The organism is Streptomyces sp. NBC_01089 (assembly GCF_045162975.1).
Lineage (GTDB): Bacteria > Actinomycetota > Actinomycetes > Streptomycetales > Streptomycetaceae > Streptomyces.
Genome location: NZ_CP108660.1, coordinates 7,885,481 through 7,905,019, shown reverse-complemented (window position 1 = coordinate 7,905,019; position 19,539 = coordinate 7,885,481). Strand labels below are relative to the sequence as shown.

Below are 19,539 nucleotides of genomic sequence, written 5' to 3'. Positions count from 1 at the left end.
CCGGGCGGTCCCGCTGCCGGATTCCTCGACGCTGCTCATGACCGTAGGCTAACCTACCAAACACTTGTTAGGGAAGAATACCTGCCAGAGAATGCCTGCCAGAGAAGGAGGCGCCGATGACCGCCGACCATGAAGAGCCCGTGGTGCGTTACGAGCGGCAGGGCCCCGTCGCCCTCGTCACCATGAACCGCCCGGACTACCGCAACGCGCAGAACTCCGCGATGACCTACGCCCTCGACCGCGCCTTCTACCGCGCGGCCGACGACAGTGAGGTGAAGGCCGTCGTACTGGCGGGCGCGGGCCGGCACTTCTCCGCGGGGCACGACATCGGAACCCCGGAGCGCGACGCGCATCTCCCCTTCGACCGCAAGGCCGGGCTGTGGTGGGACCACTCGGACAAGACCGGCGCCGAGAGCCGTTTCGCCCGGGAGTCCGAGGTCTATCTGGGGATGTGCCGGCGCTGGCGCGAGCTGCCGAAGCCGCTCATCGCCTCCGTGCAGGGTGCCTGTGTGGCGGGCGGACTGATGCTCGCCTGGGTGTGCGACCTGATCGTCGCCGCCGACGACGCCTTCTTCGCCGACCCGGTCGTACGGATGGGGATCCCCGGTGTCGAGTACTTCGCCCACCCGTGGGTGATGCCCCCGCGGATCGCCAAGGAGTTCCTCTTCACCGGTGACCGGATGAGCGCACGGCGCGCCTACGAGGTCGGCATGGTCAACCGGGTGGTGCCGGCGGCCGAGCTCACCGACCGCACCTTCGAACTCGCCTCCCGTATCTCCGAGATGCCCAGGATGGGGCTGGCCCTGACCAAGCGCGCGGTCAACCAGGCCGAGGATCTGCAGGGCCTGCACACCGGTCTCGACTCGGTGTTCGGCCTCCACCACCTCGCCCACGCGCACAACGCCGAGACCGCGGCCGACTCGCTCGGCGGGATGGACATCGGCGCGATGAAGAAGGCAGGACGCTGATGGATCTCGACTTCACCGCAGCCGATGACGCCTTCCGCGCCGAGGCCCGCGAGTGGCTCGCCGCCCATGTGCCCGCGGACCCGCTGCCCTCCCTGGAGACCGCGGAGGGCTTCGCCGCGCACCGCGCCTGGGAGCACATCCTGTCGCAGGACCGCTGGTCGGTGGTCTCCTGGCCCGCGGAACACGGCGGCAGGGACGCCTCGATCCTGCGGTGGCTGATCTTCGAGGAGGAGTACTTCGCCGCGGGCGCGCCCGGCCGGGTCAGCCAGAACGGCATCAACCTCCTCGCCCCCACGCTCTTCGAGCACGGCAGCGCAGAGCAGTGCGCGCGGATCCTGCCCGCCATGGCGAGCGGCGAGGTGATCTGGGCGCAGGCGTGGTCCGAGCCGGAGTCCGGCTCCGACCTGGCCTCGCTGCGCTCCACCGCGACCCGGACGGCGGGCGGCTGGCTGCTCAACGGCCAGAAGGCGTGGTCGTCGCGGGCCGCCTTCGCGGACCGCGCCTTCGGCCTCTTCCGCAGCCACCCGGACGCGGACCGGCCGCACCGGGGGCTGACCTATCTGATGTTCCCGCTCGACGCCGACGGTGTGACCGTACGGCCCGTCGGGCGGCTGGACGGCAAGCCGGCCTTCGCCGAGCTCTTCCTCGACGACGTGTTCGTCCCCGACGCCGACGTCATCGGCGAGCCGGGCCGCGGCTGGCAGGTCGCGATGAGCACCGCGGGCAACGAGCGCGGTCTGACGCTGCGCAGCCCGGGCCGCTTCACCGCGGCGGCCGAGCGGCTGGCCGCGCTGTGGCGCGCCGAGGCCGACCCGGCCGACACCGCGCTGCGCGACCGGGTCGCCGACGCGGTGATCCGCTCCCGCGCCTATCAGCTGTTCACCTACGCCAACGCCTCCCGGATCGCGACCGGCGGCTCCATCGGGGCCGAGTCGAGTCTCAACAAGGTGTTCTGGTCGGAGCTGGACATCAGCCTGCACGAGACGGCGCTCGACCTGCTCGGCCCGCACGGCGAGCTGTCCGACGAGGCGCCGGACGCACCCGCCGGCGGCAGCTGGGCCGACGGCTACACCTTCTCGCTGGCGGGCCCCATCTACGCGGGGACCAACGAGATCCAGCGCGACATCATCGCCGAACGGCTGCTGGGCCTGCCGAAGGGACGCCGGTCATGAAATTCCTGCTGGACGACGAACAGACCGCATTCGGCCGCACCCTGGACCGGATGCTCGCGGCGGCCGACACACCGGCGGCGGTACGGGCCTGGGGCGCGGGCGACACCGGACCGGGCAAGGCGCTGTGGAAGCGGATCGCGGACGCGGGGGTGTTCGCCCTCGCCGTACCCGAGAAGTACGAGGGCATGGGCCCGCTCCCCGTCGAACTGGCCGTCGCCTTCGTCGAGCTGGGGCGGCACGCCGTGCCTGGGCCCCTGGTGGAGACGGTGGCGGCGAGCGTTCTTCTCGGCGGCCCCGCGGGGTGCGCGGACAGCGCCGCCGCCGACCGGTGGCTGCCGCGGCTGGCCTCGGGCGGGGCCATGGCCTCGCTGGCGATGCCGGCCGGCGGGCCGTACGCCCTGGACATGGACACCGCCGACGTCACTTTCGTGGTGACGGACGCCGGGGCGGCGGCCGGGTCCTTCGGTGGGCAGGAACAGGGCAGGGGCGGGGCGGAACTGCACGCCGCGTCGGGGCACGGCGCCGTTCAGCCCTCGGTCGATCCCGCCCGACGGCTCGCGGTCCCGCACATCGCGGGCGGTGTTCCGCTCGTGTCGGGCGCGGACGTCGGCGCCGCGGCCCGCACGGCCGCCGACTGGGCGGCGTTCGCAACTGCGGCCCAGGCGCTGGGAGTCGGGCTGGCACTGGTCGAGCAGACGGTCGCCTACGCGAAGCAGCGCACCCAGTTCTCCACCACCATCGGGGCCTTTCAGGCGGTGAAGCACCGGCTGGCGGACGCGCTGACCGGGCTGGAGTTCGCCCGCCCGCTGGTGCACGGTGCGGCGGTGGCCCTGGCCGGCAAGTCACCGGACACGGGGGCCGATGTCGCGGCCGCGAAGGTGGCGGCGGGCGAGGCGGCGTACGCGGCGGCCAGGACCGCGCTGCAACTGCACGGCGCCATCGGCTACACCGCCGAGTACGACCTGTCGCTGTGGATCCGCAAGGCCCGCGCCCTGCGCTCGGCCTGGGGTTCCCCGTCAGCCTGCCGGGCCCGGGTCCTGGCCCGGCCGGGCGCGCAACCAGGTGTGTGACCGCGGGGCGCGCGTTTCCCACCCGCCCTCCGTGATCCGCAATCCGTACCCGGCGGAACCACTGCTCGTATAGAGTAACTCTCCTTCTGTGCAGCGGACTTGTCATGATTCTCCTGCTGATCCGTTGACGGGCCGGGCTGCCGCGGGGGGCATGCCACCCGGGCACGGTGGCCACGGCAACGAGTGACGGGGGCGGGATGGGCACGCTGTACAACCTCGGCCCGGTCGTCGACAGGCTGGCCCCGGCACTGCTCGGCATGCCGCCGGGCGGTGGCCGCTGGGTGGACCGCGTGTACCCGGAGGGCGACCCCGTCGTGGAAGTCGTCGGCGGGCGCTCCTCCGGGAAGACGACGCTGCTCGACGCCCTGAACGACGGATACCACAGCCATCTGCCGACGGCCCGGGTGGACCTCGGCGCCGCGCCGTACTCCGCCACCGACCGGGGCGACCTCGCACGGCTGGACACCGTGAACGCGTCGCCCGTGACCAACCTCCTGTTCACGCTCTCGCACCAGCTGGGCAGGGAGCGGGACCGGACCAGCCACACCCTGACGTTCCCCCGGCTCTCCGCCGCGCTCCTCGTACTGACCGTGTGGCGCCCCGACGCACAGCAGGACGAGGAGGTGCGGCCGGCCGACCTTGTAGCGGCGGAGCAGGAGCTGCGCACCGTACTCGCCCAGCGCAACCCGGACCCGCAGATACGCAGAGCGGGTATCCAGCGGTGGCTGGACGCGGTGAACGGAGTCGTGGCCGGGCTGCTGCCCGGGGTGCCCGGGCTCCAGGGAGTACTGGACGCCGCGACCCGGAGCCTGCTGGAACGAGAGAGCGAGGACTCCGGCTGGGCCTGGTGGCGCTCCCGGCTGGACCGGCTGGACGGCGACGCGGCGCAACGGCTCTTCGCGCTGGTACGGAAGTTCCGCTCGCGGGGCGCCGACCGCCAGGACGTGGAGGCACATCTGATCGACGCGCTGCTCGCCGACATCAACGGCGGGTACGGGTACTGGACCCGCCGCACCCAGCATCCGCCACTCATCCTCCTGGACAATCTGGACGAGGCGCTGCGCACCCGCTTCCTCACCCCGTTCACCGACCGATACGCGGCTGCCACAGGGCAGTGGACCGGACGCGGCCGCGTCATGCTGCCCATTGTCTTCGCCACCTCACTCGGTGACGGCTCCGACCCCGCTCTCGTCCCCACCACCCACGAGTCACCCTGGACCGCTCCCGAACGGCGCCCGCCGCTGTCGTGGCTGCTGCGGCTGGGCATTCCTCCGGTCACTGAAGCGGATGTCCGCGCCATGCTCGGCGACGTCGTACGCCCGCCCTCGCTGCCCAGCGTCATCGCCCGTATCGGCGGTGGGCGCGCCGGCAACGCGATGCTGCTCGCCGACGCCGCCGTGGCGCGGCTGCGGGACGGGGCTCCGTTCCCGATGGATCTGCTGCTCTCCCTGCGGCTGCCGGACTCGCCCGTCCCGCTCGGCACCCGGCTGCTCGGTCAGTTACTGCCGGACGCCGCCGCCCGTGCCCGGGCGACCGCTCTGGCGCCGGCGATGGACGGCGAGGCCGCCGTGCGACTGCTGCGCACCGCGCACTCCGTACAGCGTGAACTGCCCGGCGTCGGTCTGGAGTTGTCGGTCAGGCAGCTGCGCGACTCCGTCCTTGATCTGCCGCACTGGAACCACCGGCCCTGGCCCGGCGGGCCGCACCCGGGCTTCCCCCTCGTCACCGACCGGGCACTGCGGGCCCTGCTCCTGGGCGAACTGCGTGAGCAGAGCGGCGAGGAGCAATGGGGCCGGCTGCATGCCGCGTTGGCCGCCCAGTACAACCGCGGCGATGTGCGCTCCGACGACTCGGACCGGCACGAGCCGCGGTATCTGCACCACGCGCTCGCCCAGGGCCGCCTCGACACCGTGGTCGTACGAGCGCTGCACCACCAGTACACGGAGCGGACACCGGCGGACTGGCTGCGCGCCGTCAACCTGGTGGCGGCCGCTCCCCCGGCATGGTCGGGGTATGCGTCCGGCGACACACCCGAGAGGACGGACGCCCCCCTGTGCCACTCCTGCACCACCGACGCGGACCGCCGGGTGCATGGGGCGATCCGACGGCTGGTCACCACCGTATGGCAGCTCTCCGCACCGCTGGCGGCAGTGCCGACCGGGCACGCCGACCCGGTGACCGTGCAGGTCAGGACGGCGCTGGAAGCACTCTGCGACGACTACAGCAACCGTCCCCGGCGGGACCGGGCCTACAACGCCTACGTCGACGCCGTCGCCGACGACGGCTGGATCGATGCGCTGGTGAGCGGCGTGCAGGCGCCGGATCTACCGGTCGACGGAAGGTAGCAGCCCATGCGTAACCCCTTCACCGCGCTCCGGCACTGGCACCTCGCGCGGCCGCCCATTGTCCGGCGGCTGAACTGGACTGCCGCGGTGGTGGTCGTCCTCGCCCTGGTGGCCGTGGGCGTCGTCACGCTGCGGCCCGACCACTCCTGCGGAACCGGGGTCGAGAAGCGCGGCGGTGACACTGATTGCACCGGTGTCACCGACGGCAGCTACCACTTCACCGCCGAGCTGGGGCCGGTCTCCGACCGCATCGCCGAGGCCAACTCCCGAATCGTCAGGAGCGGCAAGCCGTACGCCACGATCGCGCTGATGATCCCGATGACCCCCGCCCCGGAGGACCGGGCCGGGCGCGTCCAGGTGGTCCGCGAAGTGCAGGGTGCCTATCTGGCCCAGTACCGGGCCAACCGAAAGGGCTCCGAGGAACCGCCGGTGCGCCTGGTGCTCGCCAGCCCCGGCCGTGACATGGCCCGCTGGAAGGAGGTCTCCGACCAGTTGGCGGGGATGGCCAGGTCCGGACGGGACAAGCTGCGTGCGGTCTTCGGCTTCAATCTGAGCGTCGAGCGGACCAAGCAGACCATCGACTACCTGACGAACCGGAAGGGCATCGCGGTGGTGGGCGGGCCGATCACCGCGGACGACCTCGCCAACGACAAGGAGCACCCCAGGAGGTATCCGGGGCTGGCGAAGATCGTCCCGTCGAACAGTGATCAGGCACGTGCGCTGACCCACCATCTCAAGGTCGGCCCGCAGCAGACCTTCCTGGTGGAGGACACGCACGCGGACGACCTCTACTCCCGGTCGCTGCGTGCGGCGTTCCGCTCGGAGACGAAGGGAACGCCATTCGCTCCTGAGCAGTACGACTCGTCGGAGGTGACGCCCAACGACTTCGCGCAGATGGTGAACAACTTGTGCGACTCGAAGGCCACGACGGTGTATTTCTCCGGACGCCCTCCGGAACTGGCCCAGTTGGTCCGGGCGCTCGGCAGCCGGGGGTGCGCGGACCGGCACTACCGGGTGGTCACCGTCTCGGGCGCGTCGACGCTCGCGCTGGATCCTTCGATGGACTGGGACGCCTTCAGCTTCGGCGCCGGGCTCACCGTCGAGTACGCGACCGTGACCCACGAGGGAGCCTGGACCAGCGGGAACCCGCCCGCGACCGGGGGCTCGAAGGCCGACTTCACCGCGCTGAGCAGCCTTGTCCAGGGCAGTGGCAAGTCCGACGGCGTGGGCGACATCGGCCCCACCGATCTCGCCGACGGCCGGACCATCACCACACACGACTCGGCCATGACGGCCATCGCGGGTATCAGGAACCGGGCGACGGCCAAGGACAAGGTCCCGGACCTCGCCTCCATCGCGGCGGCCTGGCCGCGGCTGCACGGCAACGCCATGGTGAAGGGCGCCGGCGGCTGGATCTGCCTCAACAGCTACGGGACGCCGTACGACAAGGCGGTGGCCATCGTGAAGCTGTCGCCCGACCCGGCGCGGCATATCCAGTTCGAGACGCTGGCCTGGCCGGACGGGGCTCCTCCGGCCGCTCAGTGCACGGCCACCCCGGACTGACGCATGAGTCCGGGCCGCTGCCCGCCGGGGTCCGGGGCTCCGCGGCCGCTCACCGTGGTGGCGGCCGCGGAGGCACCCGGACGGGTCCGGCCGGTGGCCGGGAGAATCCGGGGACCTGGGGTCCGGGGGGTTACTTCTCGACGACGCCGGAAGCCGCGATGACGATCTTCGCGCTGGTGCTGCCGGAGCGGGACCCGAGGGACTCGATCTTCTTGACGAGCTCCTGGCCCTCGACGACCTCGCCGAAGACGACGTGCTTGCCGTCGAGCCACGGGGTCTTCACCGTGGTGACGAAGAACTGCGAGCCGTTGGTGTTCGCGCCGGCGTTGGCCATCGACAGCAGGTAGGGCCGCTCGTGCTTCAGCGTGAAGTTCTCGTCGGCGAACTTCTCGCCGTAGATGCTCTTGCCGCCGGTGCCGTCACCCCTGGTGAAGTCACCGCCCTGGAGCATGAAGTCCGGGATGACGCGGTGGAACGCCGAGCCCTCGTAGCCGAAGCCGTGCTCGCCGGTGGCGAGCTCACGGAAGTTCTGCGCGGTCTTGGGAACGACGTCATCGAAGAGCTCGAAGACGATCCTTCCCGCGGCCTCGCCCTGAATGGTGATGTCGAAGAAAACGTTGGTAGACATGGAGACATCCTGTCACGTCCGTCCCGCAGACCCCCGCCGCAGGTCCGGCGGCCCGCCGGACACGCCTCGTACGCGTCCGGCGGGCCGGGTCGGCCGGGGGTGGACGGGGCCCGTCAGACGGCCTCGGGCTGCTCCTGCTGCGCCGCGCCCTCCGCCGCGGCGGTCGGCGGAGCGGAGCGCAGGGTGAGGAGCGAGGCGGCCCCGCCGGCCGCGGCGAGGGCCGCGGCACCGATGAAGGCGGCGGAGAAGCCGTTGGTGAGGGCGCCGGTGTCGCCCAGCTCGTTCGAGCCGTGCGCGGCGGCGACCGCCGTCATGGCGGCCAGTCCCAGCGCCGAGCCGACCTGGTAACTGGTGTTGACGATGCCGGACGCCAGTCCGCCTTCCTCGGGGCGTGCGCTGGAGAGCGCCGTACCGAGCGAGGGGATGAAGGCCAGCGACATGCCCACCGCCGCCAGCAGCGAAGCGGGCAGGACATCGACCAGGAACGTGCCGTCGGCTCGGACGAACGACAGCCAGACCATGCCCGCTGCCAGCGCGAACAGGCCGGTGACGATCATCGGCTTGGGGCCGAACCTGGCGATCAGCCGGGGCGCGAGGACAATCATCATGATCATGATCGCGACCGTCATGGGCAGCAGCGCGGATCCGGAGGCGAACGCGCCGAGGCCCAGCACCTGCTGCAGGTAGAGGTTGAGGAAGAACCACATCGGGATCCAGGCGGCGGCCATCAGCAGCTGGGCGACGTTGGCGCCCGCCAGATTGGGTGACCGCAGGATGGCGAGCCGCATCAGCGGCTCGCTCCGCCGGGACTGAATGACGACGAACGCGCCGATCAGGGCGATCCCGGCCAGCAGCACGAGCCAGGTCTTGGGCGAGCCCCAGCCCGTCCCGGGGGCGCGCACCACCGCGAAGACGGCGATGGCCAGTCCCGCCGTGACCGTGACGGCACCGGCGAGGTCGATGGAGCCGCGGCGCGCCGGGGCCGACGGCATGACGCCCGGCGTCATCGCCAGGACGACGATCGCGATGGGGATGTTGATGTAGAAGACCCAGGGCCAGCTGGCGTACTGGGTGATGAGGCCGCCGAGGAAGACACCGGCGGTACCACCCGCAGGGGCAGCCGCGCCGTACAGCGCGAACGCCTTGGTGAGCTCGGCGGGGCGGGATCCGAAGAGCATCATCAGCAGCGTCAGGGCCGAGGGCGCGATCAGTGCGGCGCCGATGCCCTGCAGGGCGCGGCCGGTCAGCTCGACCCAGACCTCACCGGCCAGCCCCGCGGTGAGGGAACCGGCGGCGAGGACCGTCCAGCCGACGACGAAGAGCCGTTTGGCCCCGAACAGGTCCGACAGACGGCCGCCGAGGAGCAGGAGCCCGCCGAACGCGACGACGTAGGCGTTGAAGACCCAGGACAGGGTCTCCTGCGAGAAGCCCAGGTCGTGCTGCATATCGGGCAGGGCCACGCCAATGATCGACGTGTCCATGATCACCATGAACTGCGCCAGGGCGATCAGCGCGAGCGCGGTCCAGCGCCGCGGATGCGGAGGTGCGGCTGAGTCCGACATCAGAAGGCTCCCATACCGGAGGGGGGTATCATTGGAAGAGCAACATACCCCCAGGGGGTACACAGCGCCACCCCCGGACGCCACATCGGTTCCGACTTGACGAGATACCCCCAAGGGGTATGTAGTCGGATGAGTGACCGGCGGAGAGGCCGTCGGCGCGACCGAGAAGCAGGAGGCTTCGCCATGACCACCACCGCGTCCGAATCCCCGGCCGTCTACACCGTCAGCGGCATGACCTGCGCCCACTGCGTCACGTCCGTCACCGAGGAGGTCTCCAAGATCGACGGGGTGACCGGGGTCGATGTCGATCTCTCCACCGGCAAGGTGACGGTGACGTCCACCGGCGCCGTCGACGACGCGGCGGTCACCGCCGCGGTCGACGAGGCCGGGTACGAGGTCACCGCCGCCCCCGAGCAGGCGTCGGGCAGCTGCTGCGGAACCTGCCACTGACGCAGCGCGCCACCGGGCCCGGCCGCCCGCGCACAGCGGGCGCCGGCCTCCGCCGGCCATACCCCACCCCCGTACGCTCGGCACGGAGCCGCGGCTCCCCGGAAGGACAAGCGATGAACACCATCGGCAAGACAGCAACGTTCGCGGTAGGTCTCGCCCTGGTCTTCGGGGCCTCTCTCGGTATCGGCCACGCGGTGGGGCCGGTGGGCGGCGAGTCCGCCGACGCCCACGCGGGCCACGGCATGGAAAGCTCCGCCGACCCGATGGGCTCCGGCGACACCGTCCCCGGCGGTCTGCAGATCTCCGAGCACGGCTACACCCTCGTACCGCCGTCGGAGCCGCTGCCGGCCGGCAAGAAGACCGACTTCCGCTTCCGGATCACCGGCCCCGACGGAAAGCCGGTCACCCGCTACACGCAGTCGCACGGCAAGGACCTGCACTTCATCGTCGCCCGCAGCGACCTCTCCGGCTTCCAGCACGTCCATCCCGAACTGGCCGCCGACGGCACCTGGTCGGTGCCGCTCACCTTCCGCTCGGCCGGGAGCTACCGCGTCTTCACCGACTTCGTGCCCGCGGGCGGCAGCGGCCTCACCCTGGGCGCCGACGTCTCCGTCGCAGGCGACTACCGCCCCACCCCGCTGCCCGCGCCCTCCCGCACGGCGCACGTCGACGGATACACCGTCACGCTGTCCGGAGACGCCACGGCCGGCGCGGCGAGCATGCTCACCCTGTCGGTCGCGAAGGACGGCCGGCCGGTCACCGATCTCCAGCCCTACCTGGGCGCGTACGGACATCTCGTCGCCCTGCGCCAGGGCGACCTCGCCTACCTCCACGTACATCCGCAGGGAGCACCCGGCGACGGGACCACGCGTCCCGGGCCCGGGATCACCTTCCACGCGGAGTTCCCCAGCGCCACGGCCTACCGGCTGTATCTCGACTTCCAGCACCAGGGGAAGGTCCACACAGCGGAGTTCACCGTCAGGGCCGCGGCCTCGCACGGCGGCTCCGGCACCGACACCGGTTCCGGTTCCGGTTCCGGTTCCGGTGCGGACATGCCGGAGCACGGTGGGCACGACCACTGAACAGCGGCGCACGAACGGGGCGGACGGGCCGTACCGGCCGGGTCCGCCCCGTTCCGCCTGTTCAACGGCATGTGCTGCACGGCGAGTTGCTGTGGCAGACTTCGCCGACAAGGCGCTGGTCGGCCGGGGTGCCGGGTGACCGCGGACAGCGCGGGCAGTCACCCGGCACCCCGGCCTCACCGGAACCTGCCCCGTCCACTCCTCGCGCAACGGAGCCCGCCATGACGGCAGCCGCACCCGCCCCCCGGATCGACACGAGCAAGCCGCACCCCGCCCGGGTATACGACTGGCTGCTGGGCGGCAAGGACAACTACCCCGTCGACCAGGAGGTCGGCGAGAGCCTGCCGGCCGAGGCGAAGGACGCGGCCCGGCAGAACCGGGCGTTCATGAACCGCGCCGCCGCCTGGCTCGCGGACAGCGGCATCGACCAGTTCCTCGACATAGGCACCGGCATCCCCACCCGCCCGAATCTGCACCAGATCGTCCAGCAGACCGTGCCGTCGGCCCGGGTCGTCTACACGGACAACGACCCCATCGTCCTGCGGCACGCGGAGGCCCTGCTGGTCAGCAGCGCGGAGGGCGCGACCGACTACATCCAGGCGGATGTCCGCGAGCCGCTGACGATCATCGACCACGCCCGGAAGTTCCTGGACTTCGACCGGCCGATAGCGCTCTCGCTGATCGCGCTGATGCACTTCGTGCCCGACGACCAGGACCCGTACGGCATCGTCGGCGCCCTGGTGGACACCCTGCCGCCGGGCAGCTGCCTGGTGCTGTCCCATGCCGCGTCGGACCGGTACGAGGAGCTGGCTGCCATGGTCACGGCGCAGTACGCGAAGGGCGGCATCCGGCTCGGCTTCCGCACCCGTACCGAGGTCGCCCGCTTCTTCGACGGGCTCGATCTGGTCGAGCCCGGCCTGGTGACCGCGCCCGAGTGGTTCAAGGACACGGGCGCGCCGGAAGCCGAGGACAGCGGGATCTACGCCGCGGTGGGACGCGTCCGCCCGGTCCGCTGACCCGGGAGGGCCGGGGCCAGGACCAGAACGGCGGGGAGCGGACGGAAACGGCGGGGACCGGCCGGGAACGGCCCGGGCGGAGCACACTGGGTGGTACAGGATCCACGCGATTCAGGCGCGCGGCCGCCCGCACTCCCGGTGACCGCGGCCGGGAAGGGGTTCCTCATGTCCCACCGTGCGGTGCTGAGCGGGGGCCACGGCGGACCCGCCCCGCACGCCCGTTCACACTTCCCCGGCCTCGGGCGGCCCAGGACCGGGACCGAACCGCTGACCGCCTACAGCGCGCTGGGCGCCCGGCTGGTGCTCTCCTCGATCGCCCTGCCGCTCTTCGCGGCGGGGGCCGCGCTCCTCGCGCTGTGGGCGGCTTCCGCCCGGTCGTCGGGATCCCCGAGTACAGCCGTCCTGGTGGTTCTCGCCGCCGTATGCGCCGTCTTCACCGCCGTAGCGGCCATCGACATCGCCGTCATCCGGCGCCGCCGCGCCGAGCGGCGGTGAGAAGCGGCACGTACCGCTCCGGCCCCTTGATGTCCCGCCGCCGGAGTGGCCCGGCCCCTGAGCGGGCACACCACACCAAGGACAGACACGGACAGCTCATACATCGCACGCGCTCCCGAGGGCATGCACCTCATGTCCCGCGTGAGGGCGCAAGGTGTCATTAGAGTCGCACCGCGGAGCATTCCGCAGACACTGGAGGCGGAGAGACTTGAACCGTGACGTCATGCTGGCCCTGGTCCCCGACGAGCAGGGCGTCCTGCATGTGGCAGCCGCCGATGTGAGCCACATGCTGCGGACGCTCGGCGCGGGCTGGCTGCAGGCGGTACGCGACGACGCGTCGAACGCCGACGAGGACACCGTGGCCGCCCTCACCATCGAACTGGCGAAACTCGCCGACCAGATCGACGTCGAGTGCATCGCCCACACCTCCAAGGGGAGCGGGGACGGGGAACTCGCCTGAGCGTCCGCCCGCCGCCGACAGCACGGCGGGGGCGGGCCGGCCCGCCCCCGCACGGCCCGCGTCTACCAGATCGAGTCGACCCACTCCGGGTGGTCGATGAACGGGTTCCGGTTGTGCTGGTAGTCGCTGTAGATCACGTCGTTGCGGTGTTCCTCGAAGGCGTCGGGCGGGTCCTCGTCGCTCCACTGCTTGAGCACACTGATCCGGCCGATCGCCGGCGCCGAGCCGTTGTCGACCTTGTCGTCCGGCTCCAGGTCGGGGAATCCGTCTCCGCCGTCGTACCGCACGGCCATGTAGAGGATCATTCGCGCGACATCGCCCTTGACCGCGTCGCGCGGCTCGAAGGAGTCCGAGTCCGTGAAGTTGCCGGGGGCTCCGGCGACCGCCGTGCCGCCGTTGTCGAAGTCCTTGTTGCCCCGGACGCCGTTCACGGCCACGTCCGACGGCCGCAGATGGTGGAGATCGGTCCCCGGACCGGTGGCCGTACCGAAGTCGCCGTGCGACTTGGCCCAGACATGTTCGCGGTTCCAGTCACCCGTACTGCCGCCGCTGCTCGACTTGGGGACGGAGTTCCCGGTGTACAGCTCGATCACGTCGGAGGAGTTCGCCGGGTCCTGGTCGGTGACCTTCAGCGCGTCCCAGACCTGGGCGTAGCTGACCGTCGACTGCTTGCTGATGATCGTGTGGAGCGCGCTCTTGAGCGCCGCGCCCGACTTGCCTTCGGCGTCCGCGTAGTACGAGTCGTCCAGCACCCCGGGGGCGGTGGCCGCCGGGACGGCGGTCGCACGGGTGGCCGGGCGCGCGGCCGCGGGCGCGGGAGGCGCCGCGCCGAGTCCGGCGGCGGCCGCGAGGGCAAGGGCGGTTATCCATCTCGTCGCTGTAAGACGGGACATGTGGGGGGTGTCCTCTCCAACTGCCGCGCGGTGGCACGTGGTTGATGTCATGTACGGTTCACAGGACATTGCCACGGACCCCGGTCACACAGGTGAAGAACAGGGAACGAGCGTGTGCCGATCCGTCGTACGCTCCGGCCCTGGACAATGGCCGGATGCAGATCCGTATCGAAGCCTCCCACCTCCCCGGCCGCAGCAGCTCAGCCTTCGCCGACGCCGTCGACATCCACGTCGGGGTCCAGGCCAAGGACCGGCCTCAGGAGGTGACCGCCCCGCACGCCGGTGATCTGCCGTCGGCCCGCTGGACGCTGGAGTGCGCGACGGCGCCGGGGCCGGACGGGACCGTCGTCTCGGGGCCCTGCATCCAGCACCGCTTCGGCGGCCGTTTCATCTATCTGTCCTGGACCACGGCGGACGAGGGCGGCGCCGCCACCATGTTCCGCCGCGCCAAACTGATGCTGGACGCGGTCAGTCCCGAAGTCCTCGACGCGGCGGTGCGCTCCGGCCGTCTCACCGCGCGGCTACGGCTCACGGACGGTCAGGGACAGCCCCTCTGCGGCGCGGTGCGGCCCCCGCTGGTCACCTGGACCGCCGAGCCGGCCGACTAACGGAGGCCGGTACCCGCAGGACAGGGGCGCGGGGCCGGCAGCGCCGTTCGGCTCAGGCGTCCGCCGTACGGCAGTCGGGGTGGCCCCAGCCGTCCGCGTTCTTGGCGATGGGCTCACCGGTCGCGTAGGAGCGGCCACAGCGGCAGCGGCCGGGGAACTTCGCGTTCAGGGTCCGTGACGAAGTGCGCTTCGCCGACGGTCCGGCCTTCGTGGCGCCCCCGCCCCCGGAGGGACGACGGGACGCCCCGCCGGTGCGTACGGTGTCGGGCGCGGCCGGCGGCTGCGGGGAGCCGAGGTGGCTGCCCGCAGCCTGCTGCACGATCGCGGCCTGACTGGCGGCCCGGTCGGCGAAGTCGTTGAGAGGGTCGCCGTTGACCTGGTGCGCGGGGACATAGCGGAATTCGACGGCGCGGCCGGTGAGCAGCTCGTCGATCCGCATCACGAGTTCCTGGTTCGCCACCGGCTTGCCCGACGACGTCTTCCAGCCCTTGCGCTTCCATCCCGGCAGCCAGGTGGTGACCGCCTTCATCGCGTACTGGGAGTCCATCCGGATCTCCATCTCGACGCCGGGGTCCACGGCGGCCAGCAGGCTCTCCAGCGCGGTCAGTTCGGCCACGTTGTTCGTCGCCGTGCCCAGCGGGCCCGCCTCCCAGCGGACAGGCGCCATCGCACCGTCGGCGATGACCCAGGCCCATGCCGCAGGTCCCGGATTTCCTTTGGACGCCCCGTCACACGCGGCGATAACGCGTTCAGCCATGCCCCCGATCATGCCAGCAACACCGGCGGGCCCGGCACCACACCCTCACCGGCAGGCAGCACCATCGCCGGCCCCTCACCCTCACCACCTGGGGGACAAAAGGCACTAATCACACGATAAAATCCGCACTATTTACCATTACTTGACCTGCGTTAGAGTATGGACAGAGCTATCGGCTGCCTCACCGGACCGGATCCGCGGAGACCGACCGCGTCACACCGCGCCTGCGGCAACCACGCCCGTACACCGCCCCTGAATGCCCGTATGGAGCCTTCTATGGAACCCGCCGCCCGCATCCGGAAGACCGGCCTGCCCGGAGTCGGAACCAGGTACGACCTCAACACCGATGCCGGACAGCACATTTCGGTCGTGGCACATCAGGACGGCCGCCGCATCCTCGCCTTCCACGACCCCGATGACGACGACAGCTGTCGCAACTCGACACCGCTGGCCTCGCACGAAGCGGCCGCGCTGTCCCGGCTCCTCACCCCGGCCCCGGTGGCCCAGCTGTACGAGCACCTGGAGATCGACCTGGTGAGCGAACGCATCGCGATCACCAAGAGGTCCCCGTACGCGGGGCGCGTCCTCGGCGACACCCAGGCGCGCACCAGGACCGGCGCCTCCATCGTCGCCGTGCTGCGGCGGACCAACGCATTCCCGTCTCCCACCCCGGACTTCCGCTTCGCCAGTGGCGACATCCTCGTTGTCGTCGGCACCCGCGAAGGCGTGGACGCCGTCGCGGAACTGATCACCGGAGGATAAACGCCTGTGCACAACATGTCCGCGCTGCTCATCGAACTCGGGGCGGTCATCCTCGCCCTGGGCCTCCTAGGCCGTTTCGCCGGCCGCATCGGCTTCTCCCCCATTCCGCTGTATCTGCTGGCCGGACTCGCCTTCGGCCACGGCGGGCTCGTACCGCTGGACGCCAGCGAGGAGTTCACCGCCACCGGCGCCGAGATCGGCGTCATCCTGCTGCTGCTCCTGCTGGGACTCGAGTACAGCGCGTCCGAACTCGTCACGAACCTCAAGACGCAGTACCCATCGGGCATCGTCGACTTCGTACTGAACGCGACTCCGGGGGCCGCCGCCGCGCTCATCCTGGGCTGGGGCCCGGTCGCCGCCGTCGCGCTGGCGGGTGTCACCTGGATCTCCTCGTCGGGGGTGATCGCCAAGGTCATGGGGGATCTCGGCCGCCTCGGCAACCGGGAGACACCGGTGATCCTCGGTGTGCTGGTCATCGAGGACCTGGCGATGGCCGTCTACCTCCCGCTGCTCACCGCGCTGCTCGCCGGACTGAGCCTGGCCGGAGGCAGCCTCACCCTGCTGATCTCTCTCGGCACGGTCGGCGCGGTCCTCTATGTGGCGCTGCGCCACGGCCGGTTCATCAGCCGGGCGGTCTCGTCGGACAACCCCGAGATGCTGCTCCTCGTGGTGCTCGGGCTGACCCTCTTCGTCGCGGGGATCGCCCAGCAGCTCCAGGTGTCCGCCGCGGTCGGCGCGTTCCTGGTGGGGATCGCGCTCTCCGGTGAGGTCGCCGAGGGCGCGCACAATCTGCTGACTCCGCTGCGGGACCTCTTCGCCGCCGTCTTCTTCGTCTTCTTCGGGCTGAGTACCAACCCCGCCGACATTCCGCCCGTCATCTTCCCCGCGCTGCTGCTCGCGATCGTGACGGTGCTGACGAAGGTCGCCACCGGCTGGTACGCGGCCCGGCGGGCCGGGATCAGGTCCGCCGGGCGCTGGCGGGCCGGGGGCACGCTGGTGGCGCGCGGCGAGTTCTCCATCGTGATCGCGGGTCTCGCCGTCGGCGTCGAGCCGCGCATCGGCCCGCTGGCCACGGCGTACGTCCTGATCCTGGTCATCGTGGGCCCGCTGACGGCCCGCTGGACCGAGCCGCTGGCACGCCGGCTGCGCCGCGGTACGCCGGCCACGGCAGCGGCCGCCGCCCCGCAGCCCGGCGCCACGGCGACTCTCGTGGACACGGTGAACGCGGTGGACGCCACGGACGCCACCGGCACCGCGGACGCGGCGGACGCAGCCGGGGCCGCGGGCTCGCGCGGCTGACAGCGCCGGTCAGTGCCCGGCCGCGTCCGGCGACAGGCAGGCGAGCAGGGTCGCGCGGTGCACGGCGCGGGCGATCCGGGCGCCCCAGAGCGAGCGCGGGCCCGCGAAGGGTTCCACGTCGCGGTGCGGGCCGGACGACGGATCGGGTACGCAGACGCACACGGCGTCGGTGGGTGTGCCGGACGCGTCGAGACCGGCGTCCCGCAGGGCCTGGACCTTGGCCTCCGTGGCGGTGGCCACCGCGTTCACCAGGGCCGCGTCGGAGAGTGACACCGGCACATCCACGATGATGTTGATCGTCCCGGCGGGCAGCGGCTCCTCGCTGCCCGCGCCGGGGGCGGCGGCCCAGCCGCGCACCCCCGTGCCCGCGGTGACCAGGGCCCGCGCCCCGCCGTCGTCGGCAGAGCGGGCGTCGCGTACGGAGGCCGCGGTCATCAGACCGACGCCGGGGCCCGTCGCGCCGAGCTGTCCGGCGATCTCGGCGAGATGGTGTTCCGTGTCCGTCCGCGCGTATCCGGGGCGCACCTGGGCGTTGAGCACCCAGTGCCGCTCGCCGATGCCGCCGCCCAGGGCCGCGCTGGAGATCATGCGCCGGCCGGGGCCCGGTACCCAGAGCAGCAGGGGCCAGCTCCCGCCCTCTTCCTCGCGGACCAGCAGCCGTACGTCGTCCAGGACGCCGGGACCGGCGGTTCTCAACAGCACCCCGCACCCTAACGCGGCGGCCCCGATGCGGAGCCGGCCACCCCGCCCTGACCCAGCCGGACGGGACCTAGGCCCAGGGCCCCGCCTCGTACTCCACGGTCTGTGCCGTGACTCCCCCGCCGGCGCGGACGGCCTCGACGACGATCTGGTGGAGTTCGCGGCTGGCCCGCTCGGAACCGCAGGGCACCGGGCTGCCGACCAGCGTGAACCAGTCCGACGACCCGCTGTACTGCACGGCGAAGGACGCCTGGTCCTCCCACCACGTGGTGTGTACGGTCAGATCGCCGGTCAGCACACCGACCTCTTCCGTGCGGACTCCGCCCGGTCCCGCGAAGATTCCGCTGGTGGTCCACGAAGCCCAGGTCATGGCGCGTCGTCCTTTCGGACAGAGACAGCCGTTCGAGTGAACATGTCCGAGTATGGCACCGCCGTCCGGGGTGTGCACAACAGGTGCCGCACAGACTCGGGGCGGGTGGCCGCGCACCCATGACGAAGGGAAACGGGAATGGACCGTACAGCGCTCGACGTACTCAGGAGCACCACGGCCGAGCTCGCACCGGGCGCCGCGGACAACCGCCTCGTCCCGCTGATCGCCGCCGGCACCGCGGACCGCCGCGCGCTGTCGGCGCTCGCCCTGGAGCAGCGGTACATCATCGAGAGCGACCGGAGCGCCTTCACGCATCTGGCCGAGCGGTCGGCCGCTCGCCGCGACGACGCGTCTGCCGTATTCTTCGCCGGCCTCGCGGGTGGCGAGAACACCGCGGCCGAGCGGCTCGAAACGCTGATCGCCGCGTGCGGATGCGACGCCGCCGACGTCACGGCGTACGAGCCGATGGCCGGCTGCCAGGCGTATCCCTCGTATGTGGCCAGGCTGGCCCTGACCGCCGCGCCCGCTGAGGCGGCCCTCGCACTCACCGCGAACTTCGCGGCCTGGGGCGGCTACTGCGCCACGATCGCCGAGGGGCTGCGCACCCACTACGGCTTCGACGACGCGGCGTGCGGGTTCTTCGACTTCTTCGCCGAGCCCGCGCCCGATGTCGAAGCCCAGGCGGCGGCCGCCGTCCAGGCCGGGCTCGACAGCGGGCTCGACGGCGGGCTCGACACAGCGGCCGCCCGCCGTCATGGGCGGCTGCTGCGCAGCTACGAGCTGATGTTCTGGAACACCCTCGCCGAACTGGCCTGACGGCCGCCCGGTTCAGTGTCCGGACTCCCGGCGGTCTTCAGTGTTCGGACTCCCGGTCGTCGAACTCCTCCGGGAAGGGGCAGTCCGTCCCCTGCGGCGGCTCGGGTCCGTACTCGGTCATGACGACGGTCTGCTCGACGCGCACGACGCGGTAGACCCTCTCACCGAGGATGACCTGGTCCGCCCCGTTCTCGACGGCGTCGGCGGCCTGCGCGTAGCGGACCGCCGCCACCTGGGGGTGCTCGGTGGTGCCGCGCAGGACCGCCGCCAGATCGAGCCGTGCCTCGTCCTCGCTCGGCTGGGCGGGAAACATCTGCCGCCAGCCGGCGCCTTCGAGGACCATCGCCGCGTACGCGGTGTACGGCGCCATCCGGGTCCGTTCGAAGGACGCCGACTCGACCGGGTATCGGCGGCGCAGCCTCTCCTCGCGTGCACCCGTCGCGAGGACCTGTCGTGCCTCCTCGTCGAAAGCGCTCCGGCTGCCCGCGGTCTCGTCGTGATCGCTCATGGAGCCATCATCCTGC

The 19,539-nt window shown here is 71.6% G+C and carries 21 protein-coding genes; 14 read left to right on the top strand and 7 right to left on the bottom strand.

The window, feature by feature from the left end:
• Positions 1 to 116: 116 nt before the first annotated feature.
• From OG510_RS35585 to OG510_RS35565, 5 genes are all read left to right on the top strand, one after another.
• Positions 117 to 968, top strand: coding sequence for an enoyl-CoA hydratase (locus tag OG510_RS35585; protein WP_406142144.1), 852 nt, complete (start codon positions 117 to 119; stop codon positions 966 to 968).
• Positions 968 to 2,140 (top strand): acyl-CoA dehydrogenase family protein, encoded by a 1,173-nt coding sequence (locus OG510_RS35580; RefSeq protein WP_406142143.1) that lies wholly within the window; start codon positions 968 to 970, stop codon positions 2,138 to 2,140. The genes OG510_RS35585 and OG510_RS35580 overlap by 1 nt, the downstream gene beginning before the upstream one ends.
• A complete protein-coding gene (locus tag OG510_RS35575; RefSeq protein WP_406142142.1) occupies positions 2,137 to 3,210 on the top strand; it encodes an acyl-CoA dehydrogenase family protein in 1,074 nt (357 codons plus the stop codon). The genes OG510_RS35580 and OG510_RS35575 overlap by 4 nt, the downstream gene beginning before the upstream one ends.
• Before the next feature lie 197 nt (positions 3,211 to 3,407).
• Complete coding sequence (locus tag OG510_RS35570) at positions 3,408 to 5,555, top strand: hypothetical protein (protein ID WP_406142141.1); 2,148 nt, start codon at positions 3,408 to 3,410, stop codon at positions 5,553 to 5,555.
• A 6-nt stretch (positions 5,556 to 5,561) separates the two neighbouring features.
• Positions 5,562 to 7,118 carry an ABC transporter substrate-binding protein gene (locus OG510_RS35565; RefSeq protein WP_406142140.1) on the top strand — a complete coding sequence of 519 codons (1,557 nt, stop codon included), beginning with the start codon at positions 5,562 to 5,564 and terminating at the stop codon, positions 7,116 to 7,118.
• 130 nt (positions 7,119 to 7,248) lie between these two features.
• Here OG510_RS35565 and OG510_RS35560 read toward each other — a convergent pair whose 3' ends face one another.
• Together OG510_RS35560 and OG510_RS35555 are read right to left on the bottom strand one after the other, a co-directional pair.
• A complete protein-coding gene (locus OG510_RS35560; protein ID WP_406142139.1) occupies positions 7,249 to 7,746 on the bottom strand; it encodes a peptidylprolyl isomerase in 498 nt (165 codons plus the stop codon).
• A 113-nt stretch (positions 7,747 to 7,859) separates the two neighbouring features.
• Complete coding sequence (locus OG510_RS35555) at positions 7,860 to 9,308, bottom strand: MFS transporter (protein ID WP_406142138.1); 1,449 nt, start codon at positions 9,306 to 9,308, stop codon at positions 7,860 to 7,862.
• A gap of 183 nt (positions 9,309 to 9,491) precedes the next feature.
• Here OG510_RS35555 and OG510_RS35550 point away from each other — a divergent pair, with 183 nt between their 5' ends.
• From OG510_RS35550 to OG510_RS35530, 5 genes are all read left to right on the top strand, one after another.
• On the top strand, positions 9,492 to 9,758 hold the full coding sequence (locus tag OG510_RS35550) for a heavy-metal-associated domain-containing protein (protein ID WP_406142137.1): 267 nt from the start codon (positions 9,492 to 9,494) through the stop codon (positions 9,756 to 9,758).
• A 113-nt stretch (positions 9,759 to 9,871) separates the two neighbouring features.
• Positions 9,872 to 10,840: a hypothetical protein gene (locus OG510_RS35545; protein WP_406142136.1), complete on the top strand. Its 969-nt coding sequence runs from the start codon at positions 9,872 to 9,874 to the stop codon at positions 10,838 to 10,840.
• A 221-nt stretch (positions 10,841 to 11,061) separates the two neighbouring features.
• A complete protein-coding gene (locus OG510_RS35540) occupies positions 11,062 to 11,856 on the top strand; it encodes an SAM-dependent methyltransferase (RefSeq protein WP_406142135.1) in 795 nt (264 codons plus the stop codon).
• A gap of 165 nt (positions 11,857 to 12,021) precedes the next feature.
• Positions 12,022 to 12,351: a hypothetical protein gene (locus OG510_RS35535; RefSeq protein ID WP_406142134.1), complete on the top strand. Its 330-nt coding sequence runs from the start codon at positions 12,022 to 12,024 to the stop codon at positions 12,349 to 12,351.
• Between the two features lie 208 nt (positions 12,352 to 12,559).
• Positions 12,560 to 12,811 (top strand): DUF6213 family protein, encoded by a 252-nt coding sequence (locus OG510_RS35530; RefSeq protein WP_164267397.1) that lies wholly within the window; start codon positions 12,560 to 12,562, stop codon positions 12,809 to 12,811.
• 62 nt (positions 12,812 to 12,873) lie between these two features.
• Here the strand turns inward: OG510_RS35530 and OG510_RS35525 are convergent, their stop codons facing one another.
• Positions 12,874 to 13,704, bottom strand: coding sequence for an endonuclease I family protein (locus OG510_RS35525; protein ID WP_406142133.1), 831 nt, complete (start codon positions 13,702 to 13,704; stop codon positions 12,874 to 12,876).
• Between the two features lie 155 nt (positions 13,705 to 13,859).
• Here OG510_RS35525 and OG510_RS35520 point away from each other — a divergent pair, with 155 nt between their 5' ends.
• A complete protein-coding gene (locus tag OG510_RS35520) occupies positions 13,860 to 14,312 on the top strand; it encodes a DUF5990 family protein (RefSeq protein ID WP_406142132.1) in 453 nt (150 codons plus the stop codon).
• 52 nt (positions 14,313 to 14,364) lie between these two features.
• On the opposite strand, the gene OG510_RS35515 is transcribed toward OG510_RS35520, so the two are convergent.
• On the bottom strand, positions 14,365 to 15,081 hold the full coding sequence (locus OG510_RS35515; RefSeq protein ID WP_406142131.1) for a ribonuclease H: 717 nt from the start codon (positions 15,079 to 15,081) through the stop codon (positions 14,365 to 14,367).
• A gap of 264 nt (positions 15,082 to 15,345) precedes the next feature.
• On the opposite strand from OG510_RS35515, the gene OG510_RS35510 reads away from it, so the two are divergent.
• Positions 15,346 to 15,831 carry a cation:proton antiporter regulatory subunit gene (locus OG510_RS35510; protein WP_406142130.1) on the top strand — a complete coding sequence of 162 codons (486 nt, stop codon included), beginning with the start codon at positions 15,346 to 15,348 and terminating at the stop codon, positions 15,829 to 15,831.
• 6 nt (positions 15,832 to 15,837) lie between these two features.
• On the top strand, positions 15,838 to 17,130 hold the full coding sequence (locus OG510_RS35505) for a cation:proton antiporter (protein WP_406142129.1): 1,293 nt from the start codon (positions 15,838 to 15,840) through the stop codon (positions 17,128 to 17,130).
• 9 nt (positions 17,131 to 17,139) lie between these two features.
• Here the strand turns inward: OG510_RS35505 and OG510_RS35500 are convergent, their stop codons facing one another.
• On the bottom strand, positions 17,140 to 17,832 hold the full coding sequence (locus tag OG510_RS35500) for an adenosylcobinamide amidohydrolase (RefSeq protein WP_406142128.1): 693 nt from the start codon (positions 17,830 to 17,832) through the stop codon (positions 17,140 to 17,142).
• A gap of 67 nt (positions 17,833 to 17,899) precedes the next feature.
• A complete protein-coding gene (locus tag OG510_RS35495) occupies positions 17,900 to 18,199 on the bottom strand; it encodes a hypothetical protein (RefSeq protein WP_406142127.1) in 300 nt (99 codons plus the stop codon).
• Positions 18,200 to 18,337: 138 nt separating this feature from the next.
• On the opposite strand from OG510_RS35495, the gene OG510_RS35490 reads away from it, so the two are divergent.
• The gene (locus tag OG510_RS35490; RefSeq protein WP_406142126.1) at positions 18,338 to 19,015 is read left to right on the top strand and encodes a transcriptional regulator; all 678 of its coding nucleotides are present in this window, start codon (positions 18,338 to 18,340) and stop codon (positions 19,013 to 19,015) included.
• 37 nt (positions 19,016 to 19,052) lie between these two features.
• Here OG510_RS35490 and OG510_RS35485 read toward each other — a convergent pair whose 3' ends face one another.
• On the bottom strand, positions 19,053 to 19,523 hold the full coding sequence (locus OG510_RS35485) for a DUF5954 family protein (RefSeq protein WP_406142125.1): 471 nt from the start codon (positions 19,521 to 19,523) through the stop codon (positions 19,053 to 19,055).
• Between the last annotated feature and the right edge of the window lie 16 nt (positions 19,524 to 19,539).